Raw genomic sequence first — 25304 nt, forward strand, 5'->3', positions numbered from 1 at the left:
CGGGCCCGCCGCGGCGGGCCCGTGAAGACAACACGATGCGGCAACACAGCGCGACAGGCAGTCACGACAACGCAGTGTGACAGCGCGGCGCGGCCACGCAAGGCGACCATGCCCGGTGCGGCGCGACGGCGCGGCCACCCGGGGCGATGGCTTGAAGAGGCGGAAGCGGAGACGCAGGAGAAAAACGCAATGAATCCCAAACGACGAGAAATGCTGCGGGTGACGGCGGTGCTGTCGCTGATGGCCGCGACCGGCCTGATCAGCGAAGCGCAGGCCGCCGAGTGGAACAAGACGGCCTTCGACGGCAAGAGCGTGGCCGACGTGATCAAGGCCCTGGGCGGCAGCAGCACCGAGAAGAGCACGGCCATCGTGTTCACCGCGCCGGACATCGCCGAGAACGGCGCCGTGGTGCCGGTGGCGGTGACCAGCAACATCCCGGGCACCGAGCAGATCGCCATCCTGGTGGAAAAGAACCCCAACACGCTGGCGGCGGACTTCGCCATTCCCGCCGGCACCGAGCCCTTCGTCTCCACGCGCGTGAAGATGGGCCAGACCTCGGTCGTGCACGCGGCGGTCAAGGCGGGCGGCAAGTGGTACGTGGCGTCCAAGGAAATCAAGGTGACGCTGGGCGGTTGCGGCGGCTGAAGCCGGCAACCGCAGCGGCATTCCGCCTCAATCGATTCAGCCGTAACAGGAGAGCAGCATGGCAGACCCGATGCGCGTACGCGCCACCGAGAACGGTGGCGTCGTCGACGTCAAGATCCTGATGAAGCACGACATGGAAACCGGCCAGCGCAAGGACAGCGCCGGCAAGACCATCCCGGCCTGGCACATCCAGACCGTGGTGGCACAGTGCAATGGCAAGGAAGTGTTCCGCGCCCAGTTCGGCCCCGCGGTGTCCAAGGATCCGTTCCTGAACTTCAAGTTCAAGGGCGGCAACAAGGGCGACAAGGTCAGCGTCACCTGGACCGACAACCACAGCGACACCCGCACCGATTCGGCGACCATCGCCTGAGTGCGCTGCGGGCGCCGGCGGGAAGCGCGGTCCTCTGCTAAGGTTCTTTTTCTGCCGGTCGCCCGGTCCCGCGCCGTCGCGCGGGGGGGACGCGGTGTGAAAGGAAGATCATGCGGCGAGCATTCATGCGAGCAACGGCGGCCCTGGCCGCCATCGGACTGGCGGCCAAGGCCTCGGCCCAGGCCGGCCCCGAAGGGCGCAAGGGTGGACGGGTCAAGGTGGTCTACCAGTTGTCGGAAGGCATCGACCAGGCGGTGCGCGCGATGGCCAATCTGCGCAATCACCTGAACGGGGCGCCCGGCACCAAGATCGTGGTGGTGGCCTTCGGCTACGGCGTCGATTTCCTCGTCGAAGGTGCGCGCGACTCTCGCGGCAACACCTTCGAGGCGCCGGTCAGCGCACTGGCCTCGGACGGTGTGGAGTTCCGCGTCTGCCACAACACGCTGGCGGCGCGCAGGATTTCCGAAACGAGCCTGCGGATGGAGGCCAAGGTGGTCCCGGCCGGCGTCGTGGAAGTGGCGCGGTTGCAGTACGAAGAAAACTACGCCTACATCAAGCCCTGAGCCATCGCTGGGCCATTGCGCCCGGCGCAAGGGAAGAACGCACAAGAACGCAGCGGCCCGTCCCCGGGCGAAGCCGCGAGGAGAAGTCCCATGAAACGAATCCGAGCGTCCCTGCCGGCGGCGGGCGCCATCGCCATCTCTGCCGCCGCGGCCGTGGCCGCCTTCGCTGCCTGCGCCGCGCATGCGCAGGACAATACCGCCGAAGAAATCGCCAAGTACCGGCAGATGCTGGCCGAGGGCAATCCCGCCGAACTGTGGGAGGCCGCCGGCGAAGAGCTGTGGAAAAAGCCGGCCGGCCCCAAGAACGTCTCGCTCGAACAGTGCGACCTGGGCAAGGGGCCGGGCGTGGTCAAGGGCGCCTATGCCGAGTTGCCGCGCTTCTTTGCCGACACCGGCAAGGTGATGGACCTGGAGCAGCGCCTGGCCTACTGCCGCATCACGCTGCAGGGACTGACGCGCGAAGAGGCCATGCGCAATCCCTTCTCCGCGCAGGGCAAGCCCTCCGACATCGAGCGCCTGGTCTCGTACATCACCTCCGAGTCGCGCGGCATCAAGATGAACGTGCAGCTCAACCATGCGGAAGAGAAGCGCGTCTACGCGCTGGGCCAGAAGATGTTCTTCTACCGCGGCGGCGCCTACGATTTCGCCTGCGCCACCTGCCACGCCGTCGACGGCCAGCGCATCCGCCTGCAGGACCTGCCCAATCTGCTGACGCAGAAGGGCGCGCAGGCCGCCTACACCACGTGGCCGGCCTACCGCGTTTCGCAGGGCGAGGTGCGCACCATGCAGCACCGCCTCTATGACTGCCTGCGCCAGCAGCGCTTCCCCGAGCCCGCCTACGGCTCGGACGTGATCACCGCGCTGTCGCTGTTCCTGGCGCGCAACGCCAATGGCGGCACCTACGACGGTCCGTCGATGAAACGCTGAGGCAGGGGGAACGCGAGATGAAGCCATACCAGAAGAACCGCGCGGCACATGCCGCCGTGCTCGCCGCGATCGCTGCCTGCCTGGGCACCGCCGCGCATGCGCAGGACAGCGGCAAGACCGCGCGTGCCGCCAAGGCACCGGCAGTCAGTGATGCCGACGTGCGCCAGATGATCGAACACTCCTTCACCTCCAAGGGGCCGGCCACCGTGGCCGGCGTGCTGGAGCAGGACGCGATGCAGCAGGCCTGCAGCCAGTACCCGGACCGCTCGAAAGTGCCGGACAAGGTGGCCAAGAAGATTGAGGCAGCCGAGCTGCGCCAGGTCAAGTATCCGGCCGACAATCAATGGCTGGGCGACTGGAAGGAAGGCGAGAAGGTCGCGCAGAACGGGCGCGGCCTGCAGTTCACCGATCCGGTCGGCGGCACCAATGGCGGCAACTGCTATGCCTGCCACCAGCTCACCAAGGCCGAGATCTCCTTCGGCAACATCGGGCCCTCCCTGTACCAGTACGGCAAACTGCGCGGCAACTCCGAGGCAGTGCTTAAGTACACCTGGGGCAAGATCTGGGATTCGAGCGCCTACGCCGCCTGTTCCAACATGCCGCGCTTCGGCCACAAGGGCATCCTGACGGAGCAGCAGATTCGCGATGTGATGGCGCTGCTGATGGACCCGGCCTCGCCGGTCAACCAGTAAATGTACGCCGCCATGCCGCGCCAGGGCCGCCGCCGCTTCGCCGCGCGCCTGGCCTGCGCCTTCGCTGTGACCGCGCTGGCCCACGTTGGCGCGGCACAGGCGCTGGAGGTGGGCGATACCGTGCGCCTGCCCGCCGTGCAGTTGCTGGACGGCCGCAGCGTGCCGCCTTCGCACTGGGCCGGCAAGCCGCTGGTGATCGAGGTCTGGGCCTCCTGGTGCCCCTTCTGCGCAATGCAGAACCCGCGCCTGCAGAAGCTCTACGACGCCACGCGCGGTACGCAGCTGCAGGTGCTGACCATCAGCCTCGACAAGACGCCGGGCGAGGCCAAGGCCTACCTGAAGAAACACGGCTACACCTTCCCCGCCGCACTGGACACGCCCGATCTGCGCAGCGCGATCGGCCCGCGCAAGGGCCTGCCCGAACTCTATGTGCTCGACTCTCGCGGCCGCGTGGTGCAGAAGGAGGTGGGCGAGATGCTGGAAGACGAAGTGGCCGCGCTGGCGAAGTACGCGCGGCCCTGAATGCGGCCCTGAACGCGACCCAGAAGCACCGAGCCGCGCGCTGACCTGGCGCGGCACCCTACGAAAACAGAACCGCCGCGGCAGCGCCGCGCGGTCCGACCTGCCGCCGCGCCCGGACACAGCCTGCGCGGCGAACCTTGCACAGGAAGAGACGATGAACCGACGCGAGTTCCTGCAGATGCTGGCCGTTGCCGGCGCCGCCGGCATGACCTTTCCCGCCAGCGAAGCGCTGGCCGCCAGCCAGCAGCGCAGCCTCTACGAGCTGCCGCGCTTCGGCAATGTCCACCTGCTGCACTTCACCGACTGCCACGCGCAATTGCGCCCGGTCTACTTCCGCGAGCCCAACGTCAACCTGGGCGTCGACGACTACGCCGGCAAGCCGCCGCACCTGGTCGGCGCGGCGCTGCTGCGCCACTACGGCATCGCGCCCGGCAGCCGCGAGGCCCACGCCTTCACCTATCTCGACTTCGCCGAGGCGGCACGCCGCTACGGCAAGGTCGGCGGCTTCGCCCATCTCGCCACGCTGGTCAAGCGCCTGAAGGCGGACCGCCCGGGCGCGCTGCTGCTCGACGGCGGCGACACCTGGCAAGGCTCGGCCACCGCGCTGTGGACGCGCGGCCAGGACATGGTCGACGCCGCGCTGGCGCTGGGCGTCGATGTGATGACGCCGCACTGGGAGATGACCCTGGGCGCGGAGCGCGTCAAGGAGATCGTCGAGCGCGACTTCAAGGGCAAGGTGTCCTTCCTCGCGCAGAACATCAAGACCAACGACTTCGGCGACCCGGTCTTCGACGCCTACGTGATGCGCGAGATCAACGGCGTGCCAGTCGCCATCATCGGCCAGGCCTTTCCCTACACGCCCATCGCCAACCCGCGCTACCTGGTGCCCGACTGGACCTTCGGCATCCAGGAGGAAAACCTGCAGCAGGTCATCGACGAGGCGCGCGCCAAGGGCGCAGCCGCCGTGGTGCTGCTGTCGCACAACGGCATGGACGTGGACCTCAAGCTCGCCTCGCGCGTACGCGGGCTCGACGCCATCCTCGGCGGCCATACGCACGACGGCGTGCCGACGCCGGTGCAGGTCAAGAACGCCGGCGGCGTCACCCTGGTCACCAACGCCGGCTCCAACGGCAAGTTCCTCGGCGTGCTCGACTTCGACGTGCAGGGCAAGCGCGTGCGCGACTTCCGCTACCGCCTGCTGCCAGTGTTCGCCGACTCTCTGCCGGCCGACCCCGCCATGGACGCGCTGATCAACAAGGTGCGCGCGCCCTACGAGGCCAAGCTCGGCGAAGTGCTGGCGGTCAACCGCGGCCTGCTGTACCGGCGCGGCAACTTCAACGGCACCTTCGACCAGTTGATCCTCGACGGCCTGATGCAGGCGCAGGATGCCGAGATCGCCTTCTCGCCCGGCTTCCGCTGGGGCACCAGCCTGCTGCCGGGTGAAGCCATCACCATGGAACACCTGATGGACCAGACCGCCATCACCTATCCGTACACCACGGTGACGCAGATGAGCGGCGAGACCATCAAGACCATCCTGGAAGACGTGGCCGACAACCTGTTCAACCCGGACCCGTACTACCAGCAGGGCGGCGACATGGTGCGCGTGGGCGGCCTGCAGTACGCCATCGACCCCAATGCGTCCATGGGCAAGCGCATCAGCGACATGCGGCTCAAGGGCCGGCCCATCGAGGCCGGCAAGACCTACAAGGTGGCCGGCTGGGCGCCGGTGGCCGAGGAAGCACGCCAGAGCGGCGGCCGTCCCATCTGGGAACTGATGGCCGACTGGCTGCGCGGCCAGCGCGAAGTGGATGCCCGCCCGCTCAACCTGCCGCGCGTGCTCGGCATGGACGGCAACCCCGGCGTGGCGGCCTGAGTGCATGCCGTCGCAAGCCGGCATCGGCCGGCTTGAATGCTGTCGGAATCTTGCGCTACAATCTTTCGCTACGGGCCGATAGCTCAGCTGGGAGAGCGCTGCGTTCGCAATGCAGAGGTCGGGAGTTCGATCCTCCTTCGGTCCACCAGGATTTTCCTCAACGCCCCGGAACACGCTGTGTTCCGGGGCGTTGTCGTTTCTGCTGGTCTCGATCGCCAGCGGGGGCATGCGCCCCTCGCGCGACATCGATGGCTGCGCGCGCCAATCCACGCACGCGCGAGGCCTTGCCGGTCCCGCCCAGCATGGCCGGCGGCCTGACGCGATGCTATGGCGGCACCCCAATCCTCTCCCGCCTCGAAATCGCTCCCCCAAGGCTGCGCTCAAGCATCGAGAGGCAGCATCAGCGCGAGCAGCTCAATGCAGCGCGCGGTCAGCGCAGAGCCGTCCCCGCCGTGCTGGAGCAACAGCGCGGCGCGCAATTCCTTGATGCGGGTATTGAGCACGGCCGGATCGGTGTCGGCGGCCTGCTGCAGTGCGCGGAAGTTGAGCGGGCCGCCGCGCAGGAAAGCCGGCGCCCGGCGCTTTCCGCACGGCATGCCGGCGGGGAATTGAGCGCTCCCGGGCCGCGTTCCGCCCGCCAGTAGCGGGCATTTCCACTGTGTCTGCAAAAACCTGGGCAGGGGGGCTTCACAATCGCGGCGAGCCGCGTTATAGTAGCGCCCCTCACGACGCAAAACGCAACGCAGTGCGAAACGCGTCGATGACCTGGTTCCTGTCCCCTTCGTCTAGAGGCCTAGGACATCACCCTTTCACGGTGAGTACAGGGGTTCGAATCCCCTAGGGGACGCCAAATCCGCGTGAGCCGCCAACGGCGGCCGCGTGTGGCGGCGGGGCGCAAGCCTCGCGCCAGGGAGTGGTAGTTCAGTTGGTTAGAATACCGGCCTGTCACGCCGGGGGTCGCGGGTTCGAGCCCCGTCCACTCCGCCAGCATCAGAAGCCCGCCGATGGCAACATCGGCGGGCTTTTTCATTTCTCCCTCGGCATGTGCATCACGGATGCCAGCGCTAGCGCAGTTCGCTGCGCCGGTACAGGCTCAGCGCCACCGCCAGTCCCGCCAGCATGCCGGCGCAACCACGATTGAGCCAGCGCAGTGCCCGTACGGACAGCAGCCGCATGGCGTGATGGCCACCGAGCGCGTAAACACTCATCAGCGCGATGTCGATCAGCGCCGTCAGCACCCCCAGCGTCGCGTACTGCGGCGCTACCGCAAGCTCCGGCCGCACAAACTGCGGCAGGAAGGCCGAAAAGAACAGCAGGCCCTTGGGATTGGACAAGGCCACCAGCAGCGAGCGCACGAAGGCGGCACGTCCGCTGCGCGCGCCGGCCACCGCGGCCGCCTCGGCCTGCGGCAGGCCGGGCTGCGCACGCCACAACGCCCAGGCCAGGTAGAGCAGATAGGCCGCTCCCACCCATTTGACGAGCGTAAACAGTTGCTCGGACGCCCGCAGGATGGCACCGAGCCCGCAGCCCACCGCACCGATCAGGATCAGGTCGGACAAGGCCGCGCCGGCGATGCCGCAGGCGGCTACGCGCATGCCGCGCGTGGCTCCGTTGTTGAGTGCAAGCAGCATGGTCGGCCCGGGCGTGACCGTCACGGCCGATACGGCAATCACATAGAGGAGCAGGGTCGTCGAATCCATCTGGAATCTCCATCGATGAGGCGTTGGCGCCGCTGCTTCACCTTGGTCTTTGGCCGCGCGGGTTGTGGACAGGTGGGGCCAAAGCCTGGGGATAAGCGCCTGAACAAGCTGTGCCCTGCCTGGGGGTGCCATGTGGGGCGTATACGGAAAAGTCGGACGTATACCAGATGCGTGTCAGGTATACATCCGGCTTCTTCCCATTTCGCCAGCATCGCTCCCCGGGGTTGTCTTTACTGCAAGCCCTTGATGGATAAGGAGAAAACGTGCTTATCCACGGCGAGAAGGGACGTTTACCTACTACTACTATCTTTGTATACGTAAACAATATCTGTATCAGATAAAGGATCGTTTCCGTATACGTGGTGCGCCCGGGGATACCGCGCCGCCCCACGCGCTGCTATTGCGGCACCCATGTCGCGTCGACGTATACGTCGTGCGATGCGTGGCAGGCTGCCTGTCGGCCCCGTTTACTTCGGCACCTTGAACGCATTGCGGGCGCGCAATGCCGCTTCGCGCGTCGAGCAGCCGTCCTGGTGATCGTTAACCAGGCCCATCGCCTGCATCAGTGCGTACATTGTGGTGGGCCCGACGAAGCGCCAGCCGCGCCGCTTCAGGTCCTTGGACAGGGCTGTTGCCTCGGGCGAAGTCGTCATGCCGCGCAGCACCTCCGGGGTGAGCTTAGCCGGACGGCTGGCGGGATCCGGCTCGAAGCGCCAGAAGTAGGCCGCCAGCGAGGATTCCGTCTCGAGCAGCTCACGCGCGCGCTGAGCGTTGTTGATGGCGGCCTCGATCTTGCCGCGGTGGCGCACGATGCCGGCGTCGCCCAGCAGCCGCTGGATGTCGCGCTCGCCGAAGCGGGCCACCTTGTCAATGTCGAAGTTGGCGAAGGCACGGCGAAAGGCCTCGCGCTTGCGCAGGATGGTCAGCCAGCTCAGGCCGGCCTGGAAGCCTTCCAGGCAGATCTTCTCGAACAGCCTGCGGTCGTCGTCGACGGGAAAGCCCCATTCGTGGTCGTGGTAGTGGCAATAGTCCTCGAGGGTCCCGCACCAGCCGCAGCGTTGCGGTACCAGTGCGGCATTGTCCTTGGCCATGGTCAGTCGTCTCCTTGCGAGACCCTATGTTAATCGGACGCCGCAGCCGGCCGGAAAAGAAAAAAGCCAGCGCATGGCTGGCTTTCTCCTGACTGCTGGCGCAGTGGGCCGCTCAGGCCAGCGGCTTGCCGGTGCGGTCGTGCATGAAGATCAGCGCGATGAGGCTGGCGACGGCGGCCGCGATCACATAGAAGGCGGGCGCCAGCTTGTTGCCGCTGGATTCGATCAGCCAGGTCACGATCAGCGGGGCGAAGCCGCCGAAGATGGTGACTGCGAAGTTATAGGCCAGCGACAGGCCGGTGGAGCGCACTTCCGTCGGGAATTGCTCGGCCAGCACCGCCGGTGCCGGGCCGGTGAAGGCGGCCAGCAGCACGCCCAGCACGACCTGCACCTGCAGCAGGGTCTGCGAGGTCGGGCTGACGTTCAGCCAGTGGAAGAGCGGGTAGGCCAGCGCGGCGATGGCCACTGCCACCACGCTCAGCATGCGCTTGCGGCCGACGCGGTCGGACAGCGTGCCCATCAGCGGGCACAGCACCAGGATGATGGCGCCGCACAGCGCGGTGGAGTTGAAGGTCGCACCCAGCGGCAGGCCGAGCTGCTGCTTGGCGTAGGACGGCATGTAGAACACCAGCACGTAGGTGCAGACCGTCCACAGGATGGTCACGCCCAGGCCGGCCACGACCTCACGCGGGTGGTCGCGCAGCACCTGCGACAGCGGCGAGAACTTGACCTTGGCGGCCTTGCGCTCGGCGCGCCGCTGCTCGAAGGCGGGCGGCTCTTCCAGGTGGGAGCGGATGTACATGCCGACCGGGCCGATCAGCAGGCCGAACAGGAAGGGGATGCGCCAGCCCCAGGCATCCACCTGCGCCGGCTCCAGGCCATTGATGACCAGCGCGCCCATGGCCGCGCCCAGCATGAAGGAGATGCCCTGGCTGGCCTGCTGCCAGCTGGCGTACAGGCCGCGCTTGGCGTCGGGCGAGTTCTCGATCAGGAAGGCCGTCGCGCCGCCGACCTCGCCGCCGGCGGAGAAGCCCTGGATCAGGCGGGCCAGCACGATCAGCGCCGGCGCCCACATGCCGATCTGGTCGTAGGTGGGGGCCAGGCCGATGATGGCCGTGCCCAGCGCCATCAGCAGGATGGTCAGCGTCAGCGCCGCTTTGCGGCCGACGCGGTCGGCGTAGACGCCCAGCACGATCGCGCCGACCGGGCGCATGAAGAAGCCCACGCCGAAGGTGGCGACGGTCAGCAGGAAGGAGGTGAGCTCATTGCCGGTGGGGAAGAACAGCTTGGCGATGACGACCGCGAAAAAGCTGTAGACGGTGAAGTCGAACCACTCCAGCCCGTTGCCGATGGTGGCGGCCAGGATGGCCTTGCGTCGGTGGGCGGGGGAGACTTGATGGGTTGGGTAGGCAGTGCCTTGCATAGTGTAGTTATTGCTGCGATGAAAAGACCCGAGGCTGCGCGCGACGAAGCGCGCTGACACAGCCTTGTGAAGTGAATATTAAGCGATCCGGCGCAATCGTCCTGCGCATGGCCCGGTCGGAGGCCGCTTATGCGCACGCATTGGCGTGCCCCGGTATCCCAGCGGGGGCACGCCGCGCGTCTTTGTCGCCAGGGTCAGACCAGGGAATTGGCGCCGTTGCGCACCACAGTGGCCGTGGCGGGCAGAAACGCCGGCCGGGGCGCCGTCCGATTCAGCCCACACGCTTGCGCGTGGGTGCGGCAGGCCGCGGTGCCTTGCTGTGCGGCTCGGCGCCCGCCTCGGGGCGCCTGCGGGTCAGCCATAGCCGCAGGCCCGAGAACAGCCAGCCGGCTACGAACAAGGTATCGCCGATGTGATTGAGGATGGCCGCGAGATGGGGCCCGCCAAGCCCGGCGAGCCAGTCGGCAGGCAGGCGCGCCAGGCTCCACAGGGCCACCGCGGGCAGGCTGGCGAACACGCCTGGCTGCCACCAGTGTGCTGGTGGCGTCTTGAGCCAGTCTACGGTCCGCTTTGCCACGGTCTTCTCCAGCCTGGGCGCATGCGCGCCATGTCGATCGGGGCGCCGCTGCGCACCCTTCGTGAATCATAAGCCGATTGCGCCTGTCGTGCAGTACGGTGCACGCCTGCTTTGTGCGCTACCTGACGCGGTGCCTGGTCGCATGGTTCAAAATTCTTGAGCGAAGTGTCCGCAAATGCTGACAGCACGCCTTGCGTTTCTTTGCCAAACTGGTGCACAAGTCCACAAAGTATTTGAAGGCGGAAAGCCATGCTACCGACGCTCTTTCTTTCGCACGGTTCGCCGATGCTGGCGCTCGATCCCGGCCCCACCGGCGCGGCGTTCGATGCGCTCGGCGAGCGCCTGCGCGGCGCAGCTCCGCGCGCGGTGCTGGTCATCTCGGCGCACTGGATCTACAGCACGCTGGCCGTCAGCACGCGCGAGCGCCAGGAAGCCTGGCACGACTTTGGCGGCTTTCCGCGCGAACTCTATGCACTGCGCTATGACGCGCCAGGCGCGCCCGCGCTGGCCGCGCGGGTGAAGGCGTTGGTGGAGGCGGCCGCGATTCCGGGTGCCGCCTTCGTGGCCGAGGACGAAGACCGGCCGCTCGACCACGGCGCCTGGCTGCCGCTGCGCCATCTGTTTCCCGATGCCGGCGTGCCGGTGGTGCAGTTCGCGCTCAATCCCTACCTGGCGCCGGCCGTCCAGATCGAGATCGGCCGCGCGCTGGCGCCGCTGCGTGCGGAGGGCGTGCTGGTGATCGGTTCGGGCAGCTTCACGCACAATCTGCAGGACGTGTTCGGCAGCGGCCGCCGCGAGCAGCACGGCCCGGCACCGGAGCCCTATGTGGAAGCCTTCCGCGGCTGGATGCACGATGCGCTGGACGAAGCGCTGTCCAGCGGCGACACCGCGCGCCTGGCCGATTACCGGGCCCAGGCGCCGTACGCGCGCCGCGCCCACCCCACCGACGAGCACCTGCTGCCGTTCTATGTGGCGCTGGGCGCCGCACTGGGGCCGCGCAGCGCGGCGCCGACCGGCGAGGCCGCGCCGGCACGTGCGGCGCGCATCGCTGACGAGGTCACCTATGGCGTGCTGGCCATGGATAGCTTCGTCTTCGAAGGCATGGGTACCGCACGGCATTCCGAGCCGCAGGCAGCCTGAGCGGCCTGCCTGCGCGCGGGCGTCCGGTCAGCCGGCCGGCCTGGCCCGATACTCAGGCCGGCGCCGCATCCGTGCCGGGACGCAGCAGGCCTCGCTGCTGCAGCGCGAAGGCAAAGGCGCCGAGCGCCGCCAGCGCCAGCGCCACCATCACCCACAGCATCAGCCAGTAGCCGCCGGCCGCCCGCCACAGCAGCGCGCCCAGCCAGGGCGCGGCGGCCTGCATCAGCAGCACCGGCGTCATCATCAGGCCATTGAGGGTGGCGTAGTGGTGCCGGGAGATCAGTTCGGGCATGGCCATCGCGCGCAGCATGGTGTTGACGCCGTTGGCGCAGCCGTAAATGGCCGCGGCCACCATCAGCCAGCCGCCATAGCCCACGGCGAAGCCGAGCAGGCCCAGGGACATCACTACGTAGACCGGCATCGACAACCGTACCGGATGCTGAATCGGCAGGCGCATCATCACCGAGCGGCCCACCACCTGGGCCGGGCCGATCAGCGCCGCCACCACCAGTTGCTGCGACAGTGGCAGGCCCTTCTCCGTCAGCATCGGGATCAGGTGGGCGCCCAGCAGCGAGGCGATCACGGCGGTTGCCGTGAAGGCGAGCACCACGGCCCAGAACACCGGCTGGCGCAGCGTGGTGCGCGCAATGCCGGCGCCGGCCGCGCCCTCGGGCAGCGGCGAGGCCGGTGCCGCATAGCTCCTGTGGATGGCGTAGCGCATGCGTGCATGAAGCGGCGCGCAGACCAGCAGGTTGAGCGCCGCGAAGGCGAGCAGTGTGGGCCGCCAGCCAAAGTGCAGCACCAGCCATTGCGCCAGCGGCACGAAGATCGTGCTGGCGAAGCCTGCAATCAGCGTGACGTTCAGGATGGGCTTCTGGTAGCCCTCGCCGAAGGCCTGGCGCAGCACGAGGAAGGCCGGTTCGTACAGCGTGGTCGCCATCGCCAGGCCGATCGGCACCCAGGTCAGCAGGAAGACCGCTGGCGACGGCGACCAGGCCCACAGCAGCAGCCCGGCGCCGGCCAGCAGCGAGCCGGCGCACATCACGCGGCGCGCGGGCACCCGGTCGAGCAGGCGCCCGACGGCGAAGGAGCACATCGCCCAGACCAGCAGGCCGAGCGAGAAGCCGCCGGCCAGGAAGGGCTTGGAGTAGCCCAATGTCTCGCTCATCGGGCCGATGAAGACGGTGAAGGCGAAGTAGAGCGTGCCCCAGGAAATGACTTCGGTGATGCCCAAGGTCCAGACCAGCCGGCGCGGCGCACCGGCCGGGTGTTCGACGGGCGCGGAATGCGCGCCCGCAGGTGTGTCGTGTTCTTGTTTTGTCATGGCGCGCGCAGGCGGCCGGGGCGCCGGTGGCGCGGGCCTCCTCGCAGGTCTCGCAGGTCTCGGGAAGCGGACGCGCGCGAGCGGAAGCAAGGGGGATCCGGCGCGGCGTCCTGCAGCGTCGATTGTAGCGGCGGGCGGCGCCGGCCGGGGCCGGATTGTGGCGCCCGGCGCACGGCCAGGCTATGCCGACGGTGGGCCTTTCAGCTCGACCACGTTGCCGTCCGGGTCCCGCACATAGAGCGAAGGGCCCAGGCCTTCGGCGCCGAAGCGCTGCTCGACCGGGCCCGGGGCCGCGCCGTGCGCACGCAGCAGCGCAGCCAGCGCCTCGGGGTCGAAGGGTGACACACGCAGGCAGAAGTGGTCGAGGTTGCGGCCTTGTTCACCCGGCCCGGTGCCGCCGGCGCGCCCCAGCGGGCCGTCCAGCGTGACCAGGTCGATCAGGCCGCTGCCGGCACGCAGCTGGGTCAGCCCGAGCTCGGGTCGTTCGCGCTCGATTGTGCAGCCGAGCACGTCGACGTAGAAGCGCAGCATGGCGGCCACGTTGCCGCTGCGTAGTACCAGATGGTCGATGCCGAGGATGCGGAACATGGCGGTTCGCCGCTACATGCTGCGCCCGTCGAAGTCGACCACCTTGAGCGCATCGAGGTCGACGTCGTCCAGGCAGCGCACGTTGACTGCCGCCATCGCCTTGCCCTCCTTGTCGGTGCCATCGGCAAAGGGCGCCACCCCGCAGACCGGGCAGAAGTGGTGGGCGATGTGCATCTTGTTGAAGCGGTAGGTGGCGTAGTCGGCCTCCGGCGTGGCCAGCCGGAACTGGCCGCGCGGCACGAACCACAGCAGGCTGCCGCGCCGGCGGCAGATCGAGCAATTGCACTGGACCACGTAGGGAATCTCGCCCTCCACCTCGAAGGCGATGCGTCCGCAGTGGCAACTACCCTGGTATGTCATGCGTCGCCTCCTCGTCGCCGCCGGACGCGGCCAAAGTCGGGATTCCGACAGTGTAGTCGCATCTTTGATGACACAATCACCGCACGGACAACGACGCGGCCACGCCGCCACAGGAGACCCCATGAGCACGACCGAAGCCGGCCACGGCGCGCACGCGCGCGCTACCTTCAGCCACATGGAGCAGGGCACCCGCGAAGACTGGGCCGCCATCTCGTCTGAGTTCATGCCCTACGCGCAGGCGCTGCCCGAGCGCGTGCTGGCGCACCTGAAGCTGCTGGACGGCGATTTCGGCGGTTTCCCGGTCGACCGCCTGACCCACTCGCTGCAGACGGCGACACTGGCGCACCGCGACGGGCGCGACGAGGAATACGTGGTCTGCGCGCTGCTGCACGATATCGGCGACACGCTCGGCAGCTACAACCACCCCGATATCGCGGCCGCCATCCTGAAGCCCTTCGTCAGCCCCGAGAACCTGTGGATGGTGGAAAAGCACGGTGTCTTCCAGGGCTACTACTTCTTCCACCACCTGGGCCTGGACCGCAACCTGCGCGAGCAATTCCGCGACCAGCCCGAGCTGTTCGCCCGCACCGCGGAGTTCTGCCAGAAGTACGACGCCGCCGCCTTCATGACGGACTACGACACGCTGCCGCTGTCCTTCTTCGAGCCGATGGTGCGCCGCGTGCTGGCGCGCCCGCGCAACTCGATGTACGTGAAGCCGGGTGAGGACAAGCTGGCCGGCGCGGCCTGAAGCCCGTACGGCCCGGGGCACCGGGCACGAAAAAAGGGGCGCGATCCGCGCCCCTTCGTCCTTGCGCCCGCCTTGCCTCAGGCCGCCCGTTGCGCCGCCTGCGGGTTGCGGAACTGCGCCAGCAGCGTGGCCCAGCGGCCGCGCACCGCCTTCAGGTTGTTTTCCTTGACGTGGCCGAAGCCGCGGATGTCATCGGGCAGGGTTGCCAGCGTGACCGCCGTGGCGTGGTTGGCCGCCTTCAGCCCGCCGCGCAGTTCGTCGAGCAGCGCGCGGTACTCGCCGATCAGCGCGCGCTCGGTACGCCGCTCCTCGGTCTTGCCGAAGATGTCCAGCGCGCCGCCGCGCAGGCCCTTGAGCTTCGCCAGCAGCCTGAACAGCGTCATCGTCGACGGACCGAAGCTGCGCTTGACGAGGTGGCCCTGGTCGTCGCGCTTGGCCAGCAGCGGCGGTGCCAGCCAGAAGCTGAGCTGGTAGTCGCGTCCGGGCTCGCCCTCGAACTGGGCGCGCAGCTTGTCGAGGAAGGCCGGGTCCGTATAGAGCCGCGCCACTTCGTACTCGTCCTTGTACGCCATCAGCTTGGCCAGGTTGCGCGCCGCCGCCTCGGTCAGCGGCAGCGGCTTGCCGGCGCCGACCAGCGCGCTCTCGGCCGCGCGCACCTGGTCGATGGCTTCGCGGTAGGTGCGAGCGTAGGCTGCGTCCTGGTAGGCCGTCAGGTGCTCTGCGCGGCCGGCGATCAGCTTGTCGAGCAGCGCGCCGGACGAGGTCGGCAGCTTGACCACCTCGGCGCCTTCGGCCGTGCTCTGCAGCTTGCCGGCCAGCGCCAGCACGCGCTCGGGGTCGTACGCCATGTGGCGGCCCCAGTCGAAGGCGGCACGGTTCTTCTCCACCGCCACGCCGTTGAGCTCGATGGCACGCAGCATCGCGTCCAGCGACAGCGGCAGCCAGCCCTTCTGCCAGGCGAAGCCCAGCACCAGCGGATTGGTGAAGATGGTGTCGCCCAGCAGCGTGACGGCCAGGCCCGAGGCGTTGATGAACTCGCAGGCCTCGCCCACCGCGTTGCGCAGGTCCTGCTCGGCCGACAGGCCGGGGAACTGCCACTTCGGGTTCTTGATGAAGTCGGCGGTCGGGGTTTGCGCAGTGTTGACCACGGCACGCGTGCGCCCGGACTGCGTCTTGGAGATGACCTCGTCGCTGGCCGAGACGATGGCGTCGCAGCCGATCACCAGGTCGGCCTCGCCCATGGCGATGCGGGTGGCATGCAGGTCATCCGGGCGCGCGGCGATCTGCACGTGCGACAGCACCGCGCCACCCTTCTGCGCCAGGCCGGCCATGTCGAGCACGGTCACGCCCTTGTTCTCCAGGTGGGCCGCCATGCCCAGCAGGCCGCCGATGGTGACCACGCCGGTGCCGCCCACGCCCGTTACCAGCACCCCATACGGATGCGCCAGGCCAGGCAGCGCGGGCTCGGGCAGCGCCGGCAGGCTGTCCATCGACACGCCGTGCCGCTCGGGCTTGCGCAGCTGCGCGCCCTCGGCGGTGATGAAGCTCGGGCAGAAGCCGTTGACGCAGGAGAAGTCCTTGTTGCACGAAGACTGGTTGATCTTGCGCTTGGTGCCCAGTTCGGTTTCCAGCGGCTCCACCGACAGGCAGTTGGACTTGACCGAGCAATCGCCGCAGCCTTCGCATACCGCATCGTTGATGAAGGCGCGCCGTGCCGGGTCCGCCATCGTGCCGCGCTTGCGGCGGCGCCGCTTCTCGGTGGCGCAGGTCTGGTCGTAGATCAGGATGGTGGCGCCCGGCACCTCGCGCAGCTCGCGCTGGATGCGGTCCAGCTCGTCGCGGTGGTGCACGGTCACGCCGGCGGGCAGCTTGATGCCGGCGTTGTACTTCTCCGGCTGGTCCGTGACGATCTCGATGCGCTTCGCGCCCTCGGCCGCCACCTGGAAGGCGATGTCCTGCACCGAGAGCTGGCCGTCGACCGGCTGGCCGCCGGTCATCGCCACCGCGTCGTTGTACAGGATCTTGTAGGTAATGTTGACGTTGGCCGCGATGGACGCGCGGATCGCCAGCAGGCCGGAGTGGAAGTAGGTGCCGTCGCCCAGGTTGGCGAACACATGCTTGTCGCCGGCGAACGGCGCCTGGCCGATCCAGGCCACGCCTTCGCCGCCCATCTGGCTGAAGGTGCTGGTCTTGCGGTCCATCCACACCGTCATGTAGTGGCAGCCGATGCCGGCCAGCGCGCGCGAGCCCTCGGGCACATTGGTCGAGGTGTTGTGCGGGCAGCCCGAGCAGAACCAGGGCTTGCGCTCGACCGCTACGCGCGGCGTGGCCAACGCCTTTTCCTTGGCCTCGATGATGGCCAGGCGTGCCGCGATGCGGGCGCGCACGTCGGAGGGCAGCTCGAACTTTTCCAGCCGCGTGGCGATGGCCTTGGCGATGATGGCGGGCGACAGCTCATAGTGCGCCGGCAGCAGCCAGTTGCTGCGCGGGATCGACCACTCGCCGCCCGCATTGTCCTTCTCGTCGAACTTGCCGTAGACCTTGGGCCGCACGTCGTCGCGCCAGTTGTACAGCTCTTCCTTGAGCGCGTACTCCATGATCTGGCGCTTCTCTTCCACCACCAGGATTTCCTGCAGGCCCTCGGCGAAGGCGCGTGCGCCCTGCGCTTCGAGCGGCCACACGCAGCCCACCTTGTAGAGCCGGATGCCGATGCGCGCGCAGGTCTCGTTGTCCAGGCCCAGGTCGGACAGCGCCTGGCGCGTGTCGAGGTAGGCCTTGCCGCCGGTCATGATGCCGAAGCGCGCGTGCGGCGAGTCGATCTCGATGCGGTCGATCTTGTTGGCGCGCACGTATGCGAGGCCGGCGTACCACTTGTGGTCGAGCAGCCGCGCCTCCTGGTCCAGCGGCGGGTCGGGCCAGCGGATGTTCAGGCCGCCCGGCGGCATGACGAAGTCATCGGGCAGCACGATCTGCACGCGGTGCGGATCCAGTTCCACTGACGCCGACGATTCCACCACGTCGGTCACGCATTTCATCGCCACCCACAGCCCCGAGTAGCGGCTCATGGCCCAGCCGTGCAGGCCGTAGTCGAGATACTCCTGCACGTTCGACGGATAGAGCACGGGCAGGCCGCAGGCCTTGAACATATGCTCCGACTGGTGCGCCAGCGTGGAGGACTTGGCTGCGTGGTCGTCGCCGGCCAGCACCAGCACGCCGCCGTGCTTCGAGGAGCCGGCCGAGTTGGCGTGCTTGAAGACGTCGCCCGTGCGGTCCACGCCAGGGCCCTTGCCGTACCACATGCCGAAGACGCCGTCGAACTTCGCGTCCGGGTACATGTTGACCTGCTGCGAGCCCCATACCGAGGTGGCAGCCAGGTCCTCGTTCAGTCCCGCCTGGAACACGATGTTGTGCCCGGCCAGGTGCTTTTTGGCCTTCCATAGCGACTGGTCCAGCACGCCCAGCGGCGAGCCGCGGTAGCCGGAAATAAAGCCGGCCGTATTGAGGCCCGCGGCGCGGTCGCGCTCCTGCTGCAGCATCGGCAGGCGTACCAGGGCCTGCGTGCCGCTGATGTAGATGCGGCCTCGCTCGAGCGTGTACTTGTCGTCCAGGGAAACGTTGGCGAGCGCCTCGCGGAGGGCGTCGCTCACAGGCGGGGTCAGGGGGGCATTCATGCGTGCTCCTCTCTCTTGGCTTGTTGCCGGGATCACCGGGCTTCGGTTGTGGGCAGCCGCTGGTGCCTCTTGTGAAGGCGGGACGCGGCTGTGTCTCTGCGCGGCATGGTAGCACCACCCCCGATCGCGCGAAATCTTGCGACGCAACAAAAAACGGCCCGGGCAGGGCCGTGTTTTCCCGTATGGACGCGCCTTCGCGTGTACACTGCGTTGCATTCAAGAAGGCGTCCGAGATGGGCGCAAGCCGGGCCCGCGTCACATCGTGCAAGGTGCAACCTGCCCCCGAACCGGGGCGCCCGGCACATCAGGAAACGACATGACCATTTCCCCCCGCCAGGGCACCGCGACCCTGGCCGTGCTGATCGACGCCGACAACGCGGCGCCCGCCATCGTCGAAGGCCTGCTGGCCGAAGTGGCCAAGTACGGCGTGGCCGCCGTCAAGCGCATCTACGGCGACTGGACCAAGCCCAACCTGGCCGGCTGGAAGGAGCGCCTGCTGTCGCACTCGATCCAGCCGATCCAGCAGTTCCGCTACACCGTGGGCAAGAACGCCACCGACAGCGCGATGATCATCGACGCGATGGATCTGCTGTACACCGGCCGCTTCGACGGCTTCTGCATCGTCTCCAGCGACAGCGACTTCACCCGCCTGGCCTCGCGCATCCGCGAGCAGGGCCTGATTGTCTACGGCTTCGGCGAGCGCAAGACGCCCAAGCCCTTCGTCACCGCCTGCGACAAGTTCATCTACTCCGACGTGCTGCGCGCCGATGCCGAGGCCGCCGACGAGACCGCCGCGCCGGCCAAGCGCCGCAGCGGCGGCGAGCTGCGCCAGGACTCGCGCCTGGTGCGCCTGCTGCAAAGCGCCTCGCAGGCGGTGTCGGATGAAGACGGCTGGGCCACGCTGGGTGGCATCGGCAGCCATATCGCCAAGCAGGCGCCGGAGTTCGACTCGCGCAACTACGGCTACGGCAAGCTCTCCGAGCTGGTCGTTGCCACCGGTCTGTTCGAGGTGGAGACGCGCAATGGCGGCAACAACAAGACCATCTGGGTGCGCCTGAAGAAGCGCTCGCGCAATGTGCCCGAGGTGGACGGCAGGGGGCAGTCGCCGGCTCTGGCACCGGCTCCGCAAGCGCAGCCGGAACGGCAGCAGGGTCAGCAGCAGGTTCAGCAGCAAGGTCAGGGCCAGGCGCGCGGAGAGGGGCGAGGCCAGGAGCGCCATGCATCGCAGCGGCAGGCTGCGGCGCCTGAAGTGCAAGCCGCTGCCGTGGCACCGGCTGTACCGGTCGCACCCGAGCCCGAGGAGGTCGTTGCCGCGGCGCCCGTACCCGAGGCTGCGCCTACTCCTGAACCCGTAGCCGAAGCCGCGCCGGAGCCGGTTGCTGAGCCGGAAGCGCAGGTGTCCGAAGCGGTCGCGGCCGAATCCGAACCCGCCAAGGCCAAGCCGGCCGGCCGTGCCAAGCGTCCGGCCAAGCGGCCCGAGGTGGTGCTGAACGAAACGCCGTGGCCGATCGAGGCGTCGGTCTTTGCTGCGCCGGGGGCGACGGTGTTGACGGCTGGGGTGCCGGGAGATGAGCCTGCCACCGAGGCGGCCGCCGCGGAAGCGGTTGTGGCCGAGCCGGCAGCCAAGGCGGCGCCGGCCAAGAAGGCGCGGGCGGCTGCGCCGCGGAAGCGGGCGGTGAAGAAGGTGGCGAAGGTGGAGGAGTGAGATTGGCTGCCGGCGTAGTGGTTTGATCGACGCCGGTTTGGATAGCTCAGGCCGATTTGGTCTGCGAGGCAAAAGCCTGTTTCAACTCCCTGCGGGAGCCGATCTGCTCTAGCGGTATTGGTCTGCGAGGCAACAGCCTGTTTCGGCTCCCCGCCGGGGAGTCGAAACAGGCCGTTGGCACGATCAACCCACGCCGCTAAAACAAAGCCCAAGAGCCCAAGAGCCCACCCCTACCTCACCAACTGATTAATCTCAATAATCGGCATCAACACCGCCAACACAATCAACAGCACCACCACCCCCATCGTCAGGATCAGCAGCGGCTCCAACAGGCTGGTCAAGAACAGCGTACGCCGTTCCAGTTCCTGCGCTTCACCCTGCGCAGCGCGCTCCAGCATGATAGGAAGATTGCCAGTGGCCTCGCCCGAGCGGATCAGGTGCACCAGCACCGGCGGAAACTGGTTCTGCGCCGCCAGCGCGCGTGCCAGCGAGGCGCCTTCGCGCACCCGCGTGGTGGCGTCGTCGACGTTGGCCTTCAGCGCCTCATTGGCGAGCGTCTCCCCAGCGGCCTGCAGGCTGCGCAGGATGGGCACGCCGGCCGAGACCAGGATGGCCAGCGTGCTGGCGAAGCGCGCCGAGTCGTAGCCGCGGATCAGCTTGCCGGCCAGCGGTGCGGTCAGCAGCCAGCGGTGCCACGACAGCCGCACGCCGGGCTGGCGCAGCAGCGCGCGGATCCCCAGCGCCACCGCGGCGAAGAAGGCGAGGGCGGCCCACCACCAGTTGCGCACGAAATCCGACAGCGCCAGCATGATCACGGTCAGCGTGGGCAGCTTCTGCTTGGTGTTGGCGAACACGCTCACCACCTGCGGCACCACGTAGGAGAGCAGGAAGATGACGATGGCGAAGGCTACCACCGTGACGATGGCCGGGTAGGTGAAGGCCAGGAGGATCTTGCCGGTCAGTGCGTTGCGCGCTTCCACGTAGTCGGCCAGCCGTTCCAGCACCACGCCCAGGTGGCCGGAGTGCTCGCCGGCCGAGACCAGCGCGCGGTAGATGTCGGGGAAGTCGCGCGGATGCTGCGACAGTGCCGCCGACAGTGAGTTGCCGCCCATCACGTCCGCGCGAATGCCGGCCAGCAGCTCGTGCACGTAGTTGCGTTCGGCCTGGTCGGCCAGCGCGCCCAGCGCCTCGTCCAGCGGCAGGCCGGCCACGATCAGGCTGGCCAGCTGGCGCGTGAACAGCGCCTGTTCCTGCTTGGTCAGGCGGCGCACCAGTCCGCTGGACTTGCCGCGCTCGGCGGTGCCGCCGGCGCCGAGCGCTTCAACCGCGAGCGGGGTCAGGCCGCGCGCGCGCAGGTGCGCGCGGGCCTGCTTGGGGCTGTCGGCGTCGACGACGCCGCGGTCGGTCTTGCCGGCAGAGTCGACGGCCTCGTAGCGGAAGGCTGGCATGTCCCGGACCTCCGTTTAGTCGCGCGTCACGCGCAGCACTTCCTCGAGCGAGGTGGCGCCGCTGTCGATCCAGCGCTGCGCGTCGCCGCGCATGGTGTGCATGCCGCGCCGCAGCGCCGCCTGCTTGATCTCGGACTCCGCGGTCTGGCGGTGGATCATGGTGCGGATCTCGTCGTCCACGCTCAGCAGCTCGTACACGCCCATGCGGCCCTGGTAGCCGGACTGGCCGCACTTGTCGCAGCCCACCGCGTGCCACACGCGCTGCAGCGGCTTGCCCTGCGCCTGCATTGTCTCGGCTTCGCCGGGCGTGACCTCGATCAGCTCCTCGCGCTTGCAGTGCTGGCACAGCCGGCGCACCAGCCGCTGCGCCAGCACTCCCAGCAGCGAGGACGACAGCAGGAAGGGTTCGATGCCCATGTCCACCAGCCGGGTCACCGCCGAGGCCGAGTCATTGGTGTGCAGCGTGGCCAGCACCAGGTGGCCGGTCAGCGAGGCCTGCACGGCGATCTGTGCCGTTTCCAGGTCGCGGATCTCGCCGATCATCACCACGTCCGGGTCCTGGCGCAGGATGGCGCGCAGGGCCTTGGCGAAGGTCATGTCGATGCGGGCGTTGACCTGGGTCTGGCCGATGCCGTCGAGGTCGTACTCGATCGGGTCCTCCACCGTCATGATGTTGGTGCTGTGCGAGTCGAGCCGCGACAGCGCCGCGTACAACGTGGTGGTCTTGCCCGAGCCGGTGGGGCCGGTGACCAGCACGATGCCGTGCGGCTGGCGGATCAGGTCGTCGAAGCCGGCCAGCGTGCCCGGCGCCATGCCGAGCTTGGCCAGGTCGAGGCGGCCGGCTTCCTTGTCCAGCAGGCGCAGCACCGCGCGCTCGCCGTGGCCGGTGGGCAGCGTGGAGACGCGCACGTCGACCGGGCGCCCGCCCACGCGCAGCGTGATGCGGCCGTCCTGCGGCAGGCGCTTCTCGGCGATATCGAGCTGGGCCATGATCTTGATGCGCGAGATCAGCGCGCCGTGCAGGGCCTTCTTCGGGCGCACCACGTCACGCAGCGTGCCGTCCACGCGGAAGCGCACCACCGAGGCCGATTCGAAGGGCTCGATATGGATGTCGGAGGCGCCTTCGCGCGCCGCCTGCGTCAGCAGCGCGTTGATCATGCGGATGATCGGTGCGTCGTCCTCGGACTCCAGCAGGTCTTCGACCGCCGGGATGTCCTGCATCAGGCGCGACAGGTCGACCTCGCCCTCGACCTCGCCCACCACCTGGGCGGCGCTGCCGTCCTGGCGGTTGTAGGCATCGGACATGGCGCGCTCCAGCGCCTCCGGCTCGAGCACGCGCAGCCGCAGCGGGCCGTGCACGCGTGCCACCTCGGCCAGCGCGGCGGGCGAGGTGGCGCGGCTGACCCAGACCTCGAGGCCGTCGGCGCGCTGGTGCGCGACCAGCAGCTTGCCTTCGCGCGCGAACGAGTACGAGACCAGCCGGGCCGCCATCGGCGAGGGCGGCTCAAAAGGGATCTCCGACGGAGTCTCCGGCGATACCGTTCCGGCGAAAGTTGTCACGGGCGTGTCGGTTGCCATGATGATGTTCAGCCTTGCGTGCCCTGACCCTGGAGGCCTTGAGACAGCGGCCGCGGCGGCGCCTGCGGTGCGGACTGAGGCCCAGACTGGGGCACGGGCGGCTGCCCCGGCGAGAGCGGCAGCGGACTTTGCACAGGACCGTTATAGCGCGGATCAACGAACGGCGCGGTCGGCGCGTCGGCAGGCGGCAGCACCGGCGTGTCCGACTCTCGGACCACCATGTTCGGCGACACGAAGCCCTGCTGCTGACCGCGGATGTAGTCGTAGCGGTCCTGTGTCAGGCGATCGGTGGCACTGCCCGTGCGCATCACGTAAGGTCGCAGGAATACAAGCAGGTTGGTCTTCGAGCGATTCTTGTTCTCGAAGCGGAACAGCGAGCCAAGGTACGGAATGTCGCCGAGCAGCGGCACCTTCTGCACGTTGTCGCCGTAGTTGTCTTCGATCAGGCCACCGAGCACGATGATCTGGCCGTCGTCGACCAGCACGTTGGTCTCGATCGAACGCACATTGGTCGTGGGGCCCTGCGGTAGCGTGAGCGTGCCGGGCACGACCGTCGAGGATTCCTGGTAGATCTGCATCTTGACCAGCCCGCCTTCGGAGATCGTCGGGCGCACGCGCAGCGTGATGCCGACGTCCTTGCGGTCGAAGGTCTGGAACGGCGTCACCGTGGCCGTGCTGCCAGTCTGTGCGTACGAACCGGTCGTGATTGGAATGTTCTGGCCGATGAGGATCTTCGCTTCTTCGTTCTCGAGCGTGATCAGGTTCGGCGTCGACAGCAGGTTCACGCTGGTGTTCGCGCCCAGCGCGTGCAGCAGCGCACCGAGGCCAATCGCCTTGTTGACCACGCCGAGATTCAGCCCGCCCACATCGGGCACCAGGTTGGTGATGGCGGCCAGGCCAGCCGTCTTGTTCTGGTTGAAGAGCGCCGCGGCCGCGGTCAGGTTGATGATGTTCTGTCCGCCCGTGCCGAAGTTGGTCCCGGCAAAGCCGACCGTGTTGCCGCCCGAATTGATCAGCCCCTGCCACTGGATGCCAAGCTGGCTGTCCAGCGTGCCGCTGACTTCCACGATCATCGACTCGATGTAGACCTGCGCGCGCCGCGCGTCGAGGTCGTCGATCACGCCGCGCAGGTTGCGGTAGACCGGCTCGCTGGCGGTGATGATCAGCGAATTCGTCGCGGGGTCGGCCTGGATGATGCCGCCCGTGGTCGGTTGCTGGTTGACCGCGAACGACGCCGAGAAAGCATTGCTGCCGCCACCGCCGAAGCTGCTGCCCATGCGGTTGGAGGTGTTGGTGTTGCCTCCGGTGTATTGCCCGCTTTGTGTCGATGAGGTGGTCTGCAAGGCTGCGCCGCCGACGCCGGCCGCGCCGCCACCCGATTGGGTCGAACTCGAGAAGCTGCCGTCGGCCGCCACGATGGCGCGCAGCGTCGCGGCAAGCTTCACGGCATCGGCGTTCTTGAGCGGCACCACCCAGATGTTGCCGGGGCGCGCGAACGGTTGGTCGATCCTCTCGATCAACTGGCGCGCCTGCTGCACGCGTGCGCGGCTGGACGCGCGGATCATCAGCGAGTTGCTGCGCGGCTCCGCCACCACGGTGGTGCGCAGGCTGGAGTCGGTGGCGCCGCCGCCAGCGCCGCCGGCGGCCGATGGGTCGAGCAGTTTCTGCAGGACGACTGCCGCATCGCTGGCCACGGCGTTCCTGAGTGGCACCAGTTCCACTTCGCCCGACGCCGGTGCGTCCACGGCGGCGATGATGCGGGCCAGCCGGCGCAGGTTGTCCGCGTAGTCGGTGATGACCAGCGTGTTGTTGGCCGGGTACGCGGTGATGGTGTTGTTCGGCGCGATCATCGGCCGCAGCACCGGCACCAGGTTGTTGGCCGATTCGTAGTTCAGGCGGAAGACCTGGGTGACGACCTGCTCGCCGCGCCCGTCGCTGTGCACAGGGGTGCTGCCGACCACGGTGGGCGAGCCCTGCAGCTTGGCGTCGGCTTCGGGCACCACCTTGGTGAAGCCGTTGCTCTCGACCATCGCATAGCCCTGCATGCGCAGCACCGAGCCCAGCGTGGCCAGGGCCTGCGCGCGCGTGACCGGTTGTTCGGTGACGAGGTTGACCGAGCCCTTCACGCGCGGGTCGATCACGAAATTCTTCCCGGTGGCCTGGCCGACCGCCTTCACCACCGATTCGAGATCGGCATTGACGAAGTTGAGCACCACCGGATCGCGCCCGTTCGCGGCGGCGGGTTGCTGGGCCCACAGCGGGGCCGGCGCCAGCAGGGAGAGGCCGCATGCCAGCGCGGTCGCGCGCTTGGTGGCGGTGAGCAGAAACGGTCGGAAAGCTTGTCTTTTCATAATCG

General features: G+C 68.2%; 21 protein-coding genes, 3 tRNA genes and 1 pseudogene. 13 read left to right on the forward strand and 12 right to left on the reverse strand.

What is annotated here, in order from left to right; translation table 11 throughout:
• The first annotated feature begins 189 nt into the window (after positions 1-189).
• The 8 genes from soxY to AC1Z3O_RS20000 all read left to right on the forward strand — a co-directional run bounded on the left by soxY (position 190) and on the right by AC1Z3O_RS20000 (position 5743).
• A complete protein-coding gene (gene soxY, locus AC1Z3O_RS19965; protein WP_483517426.1) occupies positions 190-645 on the forward strand; it encodes a thiosulfate oxidation carrier protein SoxY in 456 nt (151 codons plus the stop codon).
• Positions 646-703: 58 nt separating this feature from the next.
• Entirely contained in the window at positions 704-1015 is a 312-nt protein-coding gene (gene soxZ / locus AC1Z3O_RS19970; protein ID WP_483517427.1) for a thiosulfate oxidation carrier complex protein SoxZ, read from the forward strand.
• A 110-nt stretch (positions 1016-1125) separates the two neighbouring features.
• Positions 1126-1578 (forward strand): DsrE family protein, encoded by a 453-nt coding sequence (locus AC1Z3O_RS19975; RefSeq protein WP_483517428.1) that lies wholly within the window; start codon positions 1126-1128, stop codon positions 1576-1578.
• Between the two features lie 90 nt (positions 1579-1668).
• On the forward strand, positions 1669-2505 hold the full coding sequence (soxA, locus tag AC1Z3O_RS19980) for a sulfur oxidation c-type cytochrome SoxA (RefSeq protein ID WP_483517429.1): 837 nt from the start codon (positions 1669-1671) through the stop codon (positions 2503-2505).
• A gap of 17 nt (positions 2506-2522) precedes the next feature.
• Positions 2523-3197: a sulfur oxidation c-type cytochrome SoxX gene (soxX, locus tag AC1Z3O_RS19985; RefSeq protein ID WP_483517430.1), complete on the forward strand. Its 675-nt coding sequence runs from the start codon at positions 2523-2525 to the stop codon at positions 3195-3197.
• Positions 3198-3719 carry a TlpA family protein disulfide reductase gene (locus AC1Z3O_RS19990; protein WP_483517431.1) on the forward strand — a complete coding sequence of 174 codons (522 nt, stop codon included), beginning with the start codon at positions 3198-3200 and terminating at the stop codon, positions 3717-3719.
• 154 nt (positions 3720-3873) lie between these two features.
• Positions 3874-5595, forward strand: a complete 1722-nt coding sequence (soxB, locus tag AC1Z3O_RS19995) for a thiosulfohydrolase SoxB (protein ID WP_483517432.1) — start codon at positions 3874-3876, stop codon at positions 5593-5595.
• Between the two features lie 72 nt (positions 5596-5667).
• Positions 5668-5743 (forward strand) — tRNA-Ala (locus AC1Z3O_RS20000).
• Positions 5744-5975: 232 nt separating this feature from the next.
• Here AC1Z3O_RS20000 and AC1Z3O_RS20005 read toward each other — a convergent pair.
• Positions 5976-6191 carry a hypothetical protein gene (locus AC1Z3O_RS20005; protein WP_483517433.1) on the reverse strand — a complete coding sequence of 72 codons (216 nt, stop codon included), beginning with the start codon at positions 6189-6191 and terminating at the stop codon, positions 5976-5978.
• 178 nt (positions 6192-6369) lie between these two features.
• On the opposite strand from AC1Z3O_RS20005, the gene AC1Z3O_RS20010 reads away from it, so the two are divergent.
• Positions 6370-6445 (forward strand) — tRNA-Glu (locus AC1Z3O_RS20010).
• Positions 6446-6505: 60 nt separating this feature from the next.
• Positions 6506-6582, forward strand: a tRNA-Asp gene (locus AC1Z3O_RS20015).
• A 77-nt stretch (positions 6583-6659) separates the two neighbouring features.
• On the opposite strand, the gene AC1Z3O_RS20020 is transcribed toward AC1Z3O_RS20015, so the two are convergent.
• From AC1Z3O_RS20020 to AC1Z3O_RS20035, 4 genes are all read right to left on the reverse strand, one after another.
• Entirely contained in the window at positions 6660-7295 is a 636-nt protein-coding gene (locus tag AC1Z3O_RS20020; protein WP_483517434.1) for a LysE family translocator, read from the reverse strand.
• Positions 7296-7762: 467 nt separating this feature from the next.
• The gene (locus tag AC1Z3O_RS20025) at positions 7763-8386 is read right to left on the reverse strand and encodes a DNA-3-methyladenine glycosylase I (RefSeq protein ID WP_483517435.1); all 624 of its coding nucleotides are present in this window, start codon (positions 8384-8386) and stop codon (positions 7763-7765) included.
• 112 nt (positions 8387-8498) lie between these two features.
• Positions 8499-9809 carry an MFS transporter gene (locus AC1Z3O_RS20030; RefSeq protein WP_483517436.1) on the reverse strand — a complete coding sequence of 437 codons (1311 nt, stop codon included), beginning with the start codon at positions 9807-9809 and terminating at the stop codon, positions 8499-8501.
• 271 nt (positions 9810-10080) lie between these two features.
• Positions 10081-10386 (reverse strand): hypothetical protein, encoded by a 306-nt coding sequence (locus AC1Z3O_RS20035; RefSeq protein WP_483517437.1) that lies wholly within the window; start codon positions 10384-10386, stop codon positions 10081-10083.
• 249 nt (positions 10387-10635) lie between these two features.
• Here AC1Z3O_RS20035 and AC1Z3O_RS20040 point away from each other — a divergent pair, with 249 nt between their 5' ends.
• Positions 10636-11526 carry a DODA-type extradiol aromatic ring-opening family dioxygenase gene (locus tag AC1Z3O_RS20040; protein WP_483517438.1) on the forward strand — a complete coding sequence of 297 codons (891 nt, stop codon included), beginning with the start codon at positions 10636-10638 and terminating at the stop codon, positions 11524-11526.
• Positions 11527-11578: 52 nt separating this feature from the next.
• Here AC1Z3O_RS20040 and AC1Z3O_RS20045 read toward each other — a convergent pair.
• From AC1Z3O_RS20045 to AC1Z3O_RS20055, 3 genes and pseudogenes are all read right to left on the reverse strand, one after another.
• Positions 11579-12859: pseudogene (locus tag AC1Z3O_RS20045) on the reverse strand (MFS transporter); the annotation flags it as partial.
• Between the two features lie 171 nt (positions 12860-13030).
• Entirely contained in the window at positions 13031-13438 is a 408-nt protein-coding gene (locus AC1Z3O_RS20050) for a VOC family protein (RefSeq protein WP_483517439.1), read from the reverse strand.
• Positions 13439-13450: 12 nt separating this feature from the next.
• A complete protein-coding gene (locus AC1Z3O_RS20055) occupies positions 13451-13798 on the reverse strand; it encodes a GFA family protein (RefSeq protein WP_483517440.1) in 348 nt (115 codons plus the stop codon).
• Positions 13799-13919: 121 nt separating this feature from the next.
• On the opposite strand from AC1Z3O_RS20055, the gene AC1Z3O_RS20060 reads away from it, so the two are divergent.
• Positions 13920-14546 carry an HD domain-containing protein gene (locus AC1Z3O_RS20060; RefSeq protein ID WP_483517441.1) on the forward strand — a complete coding sequence of 209 codons (627 nt, stop codon included), beginning with the start codon at positions 13920-13922 and terminating at the stop codon, positions 14544-14546.
• Positions 14547-14623: 77 nt separating this feature from the next.
• Here AC1Z3O_RS20060 and AC1Z3O_RS20065 read toward each other — a convergent pair whose 3' ends face one another.
• Positions 14624-18217: an indolepyruvate ferredoxin oxidoreductase family protein gene (locus AC1Z3O_RS20065; protein ID WP_483517442.1), complete on the reverse strand. Its 3594-nt coding sequence runs from the start codon at positions 18215-18217 to the stop codon at positions 14624-14626.
• Between the two features lie 316 nt (positions 18218-18533).
• Here AC1Z3O_RS20065 and AC1Z3O_RS20070 point away from each other — a divergent pair, with 316 nt between their 5' ends.
• A complete protein-coding gene (locus AC1Z3O_RS20070; RefSeq protein ID WP_483517443.1) occupies positions 18534-19922 on the forward strand; it encodes an NYN domain-containing protein in 1389 nt (462 codons plus the stop codon).
• Between the two features lie 230 nt (positions 19923-20152).
• On the opposite strand, the gene gspF is transcribed toward AC1Z3O_RS20070, so the two are convergent.
• From gspF to gspD, 3 genes are read right to left on the reverse strand one after another with little or no spacing between them, the layout of a single operon-like run.
• Positions 20153-21370 carry a type II secretion system inner membrane protein GspF gene (gspF, locus tag AC1Z3O_RS20075; protein WP_483517444.1) on the reverse strand — a complete coding sequence of 406 codons (1218 nt, stop codon included), beginning with the start codon at positions 21368-21370 and terminating at the stop codon, positions 20153-20155.
• A 15-nt stretch (positions 21371-21385) separates the two neighbouring features.
• A complete protein-coding gene (gene gspE, locus AC1Z3O_RS20080; RefSeq protein ID WP_483517445.1) occupies positions 21386-22948 on the reverse strand; it encodes a type II secretion system ATPase GspE in 1563 nt (520 codons plus the stop codon).
• Between the two features lie 8 nt (positions 22949-22956).
• The gene (gene gspD, locus AC1Z3O_RS20085) at positions 22957-25299 is read right to left on the reverse strand and encodes a type II secretion system secretin GspD (RefSeq protein ID WP_483517446.1); all 2343 of its coding nucleotides are present in this window, start codon (positions 25297-25299) and stop codon (positions 22957-22959) included.
• Between the last annotated feature and the right edge of the window lie 5 nt (positions 25300-25304).

It is taken from the genome of Cupriavidus sp. 09_S30 (assembly GCF_056930435.1).

Bases quoted from the DNA above. Each gene is read 5' to 3' on its own strand.
- AC1Z3O_RS20055 (WP_483517440.1), bottom strand. From the start codon at position 13,798: ATGACATACCAGGGTAGTTGCCACTGCGGACGCATCGCCTTCGAGGTG.
- AC1Z3O_RS20050 (WP_483517439.1), bottom strand. From the start codon at position 13,438: ATGTTCCGCATCCTCGGCATCGACCATCTGGTACTACGCAGCGGCAAC.
- AC1Z3O_RS20025 (WP_483517435.1), bottom strand. From the start codon at position 8,386: ATGGCCAAGGACAATGCCGCACTGGTACCGCAACGCTGCGGCTGGTGC.
- AC1Z3O_RS20040 (WP_483517438.1), top strand. From the start codon at position 10,636: ATGCTACCGACGCTCTTTCTTTCGCACGGTTCGCCGATGCTGGCGCTC.
- gspF (WP_483517444.1), bottom strand. From the start codon at position 21,370: ATGCCAGCCTTCCGCTACGAGGCCGTCGACTCTGCCGGCAAGACCGAC.
- AC1Z3O_RS20020 (WP_483517434.1), bottom strand. From the start codon at position 7,295: ATGGATTCGACGACCCTGCTCCTCTATGTGATTGCCGTATCGGCCGTG.
- gspD (WP_483517446.1), bottom strand. From the start codon at position 25,299: ATGAAAAGACAAGCTTTCCGACCGTTTCTGCTCACCGCCACCAAGCGC.
- soxX (WP_483517430.1), top strand. From the start codon at position 2,523: ATGAAGCCATACCAGAAGAACCGCGCGGCACATGCCGCCGTGCTCGCC.
- AC1Z3O_RS20065 (WP_483517442.1), bottom strand. From the start codon at position 18,217: ATGAATGCCCCCCTGACCCCGCCTGTGAGCGACGCCCTCCGCGAGGCG.
- AC1Z3O_RS20070 (WP_483517443.1), top strand. From the start codon at position 18,534: ATGACCATTTCCCCCCGCCAGGGCACCGCGACCCTGGCCGTGCTGATC.
- soxZ (WP_483517427.1), top strand. From the start codon at position 704: ATGGCAGACCCGATGCGCGTACGCGCCACCGAGAACGGTGGCGTCGTC.
- AC1Z3O_RS19975 (WP_483517428.1), top strand. From the start codon at position 1,126: ATGCGGCGAGCATTCATGCGAGCAACGGCGGCCCTGGCCGCCATCGGA.
- soxY (WP_483517426.1), top strand. From the start codon at position 190: ATGAATCCCAAACGACGAGAAATGCTGCGGGTGACGGCGGTGCTGTCG.
- soxB (WP_483517432.1), top strand. From the start codon at position 3,874: ATGAACCGACGCGAGTTCCTGCAGATGCTGGCCGTTGCCGGCGCCGCC.
- soxA (WP_483517429.1), top strand. From the start codon at position 1,669: ATGAAACGAATCCGAGCGTCCCTGCCGGCGGCGGGCGCCATCGCCATC.
- gspE (WP_483517445.1), bottom strand. From the start codon at position 22,948: ATGGCAACCGACACGCCCGTGACAACTTTCGCCGGAACGGTATCGCCG.
- AC1Z3O_RS19990 (WP_483517431.1), top strand. From the start codon at position 3,198: ATGTACGCCGCCATGCCGCGCCAGGGCCGCCGCCGCTTCGCCGCGCGC.
- AC1Z3O_RS20005 (WP_483517433.1), bottom strand. From the start codon at position 6,191: ATGCCGTGCGGAAAGCGCCGGGCGCCGGCTTTCCTGCGCGGCGGCCCG.
- AC1Z3O_RS20030 (WP_483517436.1), bottom strand. From the start codon at position 9,809: ATGCAAGGCACTGCCTACCCAACCCATCAAGTCTCCCCCGCCCACCGA.
- AC1Z3O_RS20060 (WP_483517441.1), top strand. From the start codon at position 13,920: ATGAGCACGACCGAAGCCGGCCACGGCGCGCACGCGCGCGCTACCTTC.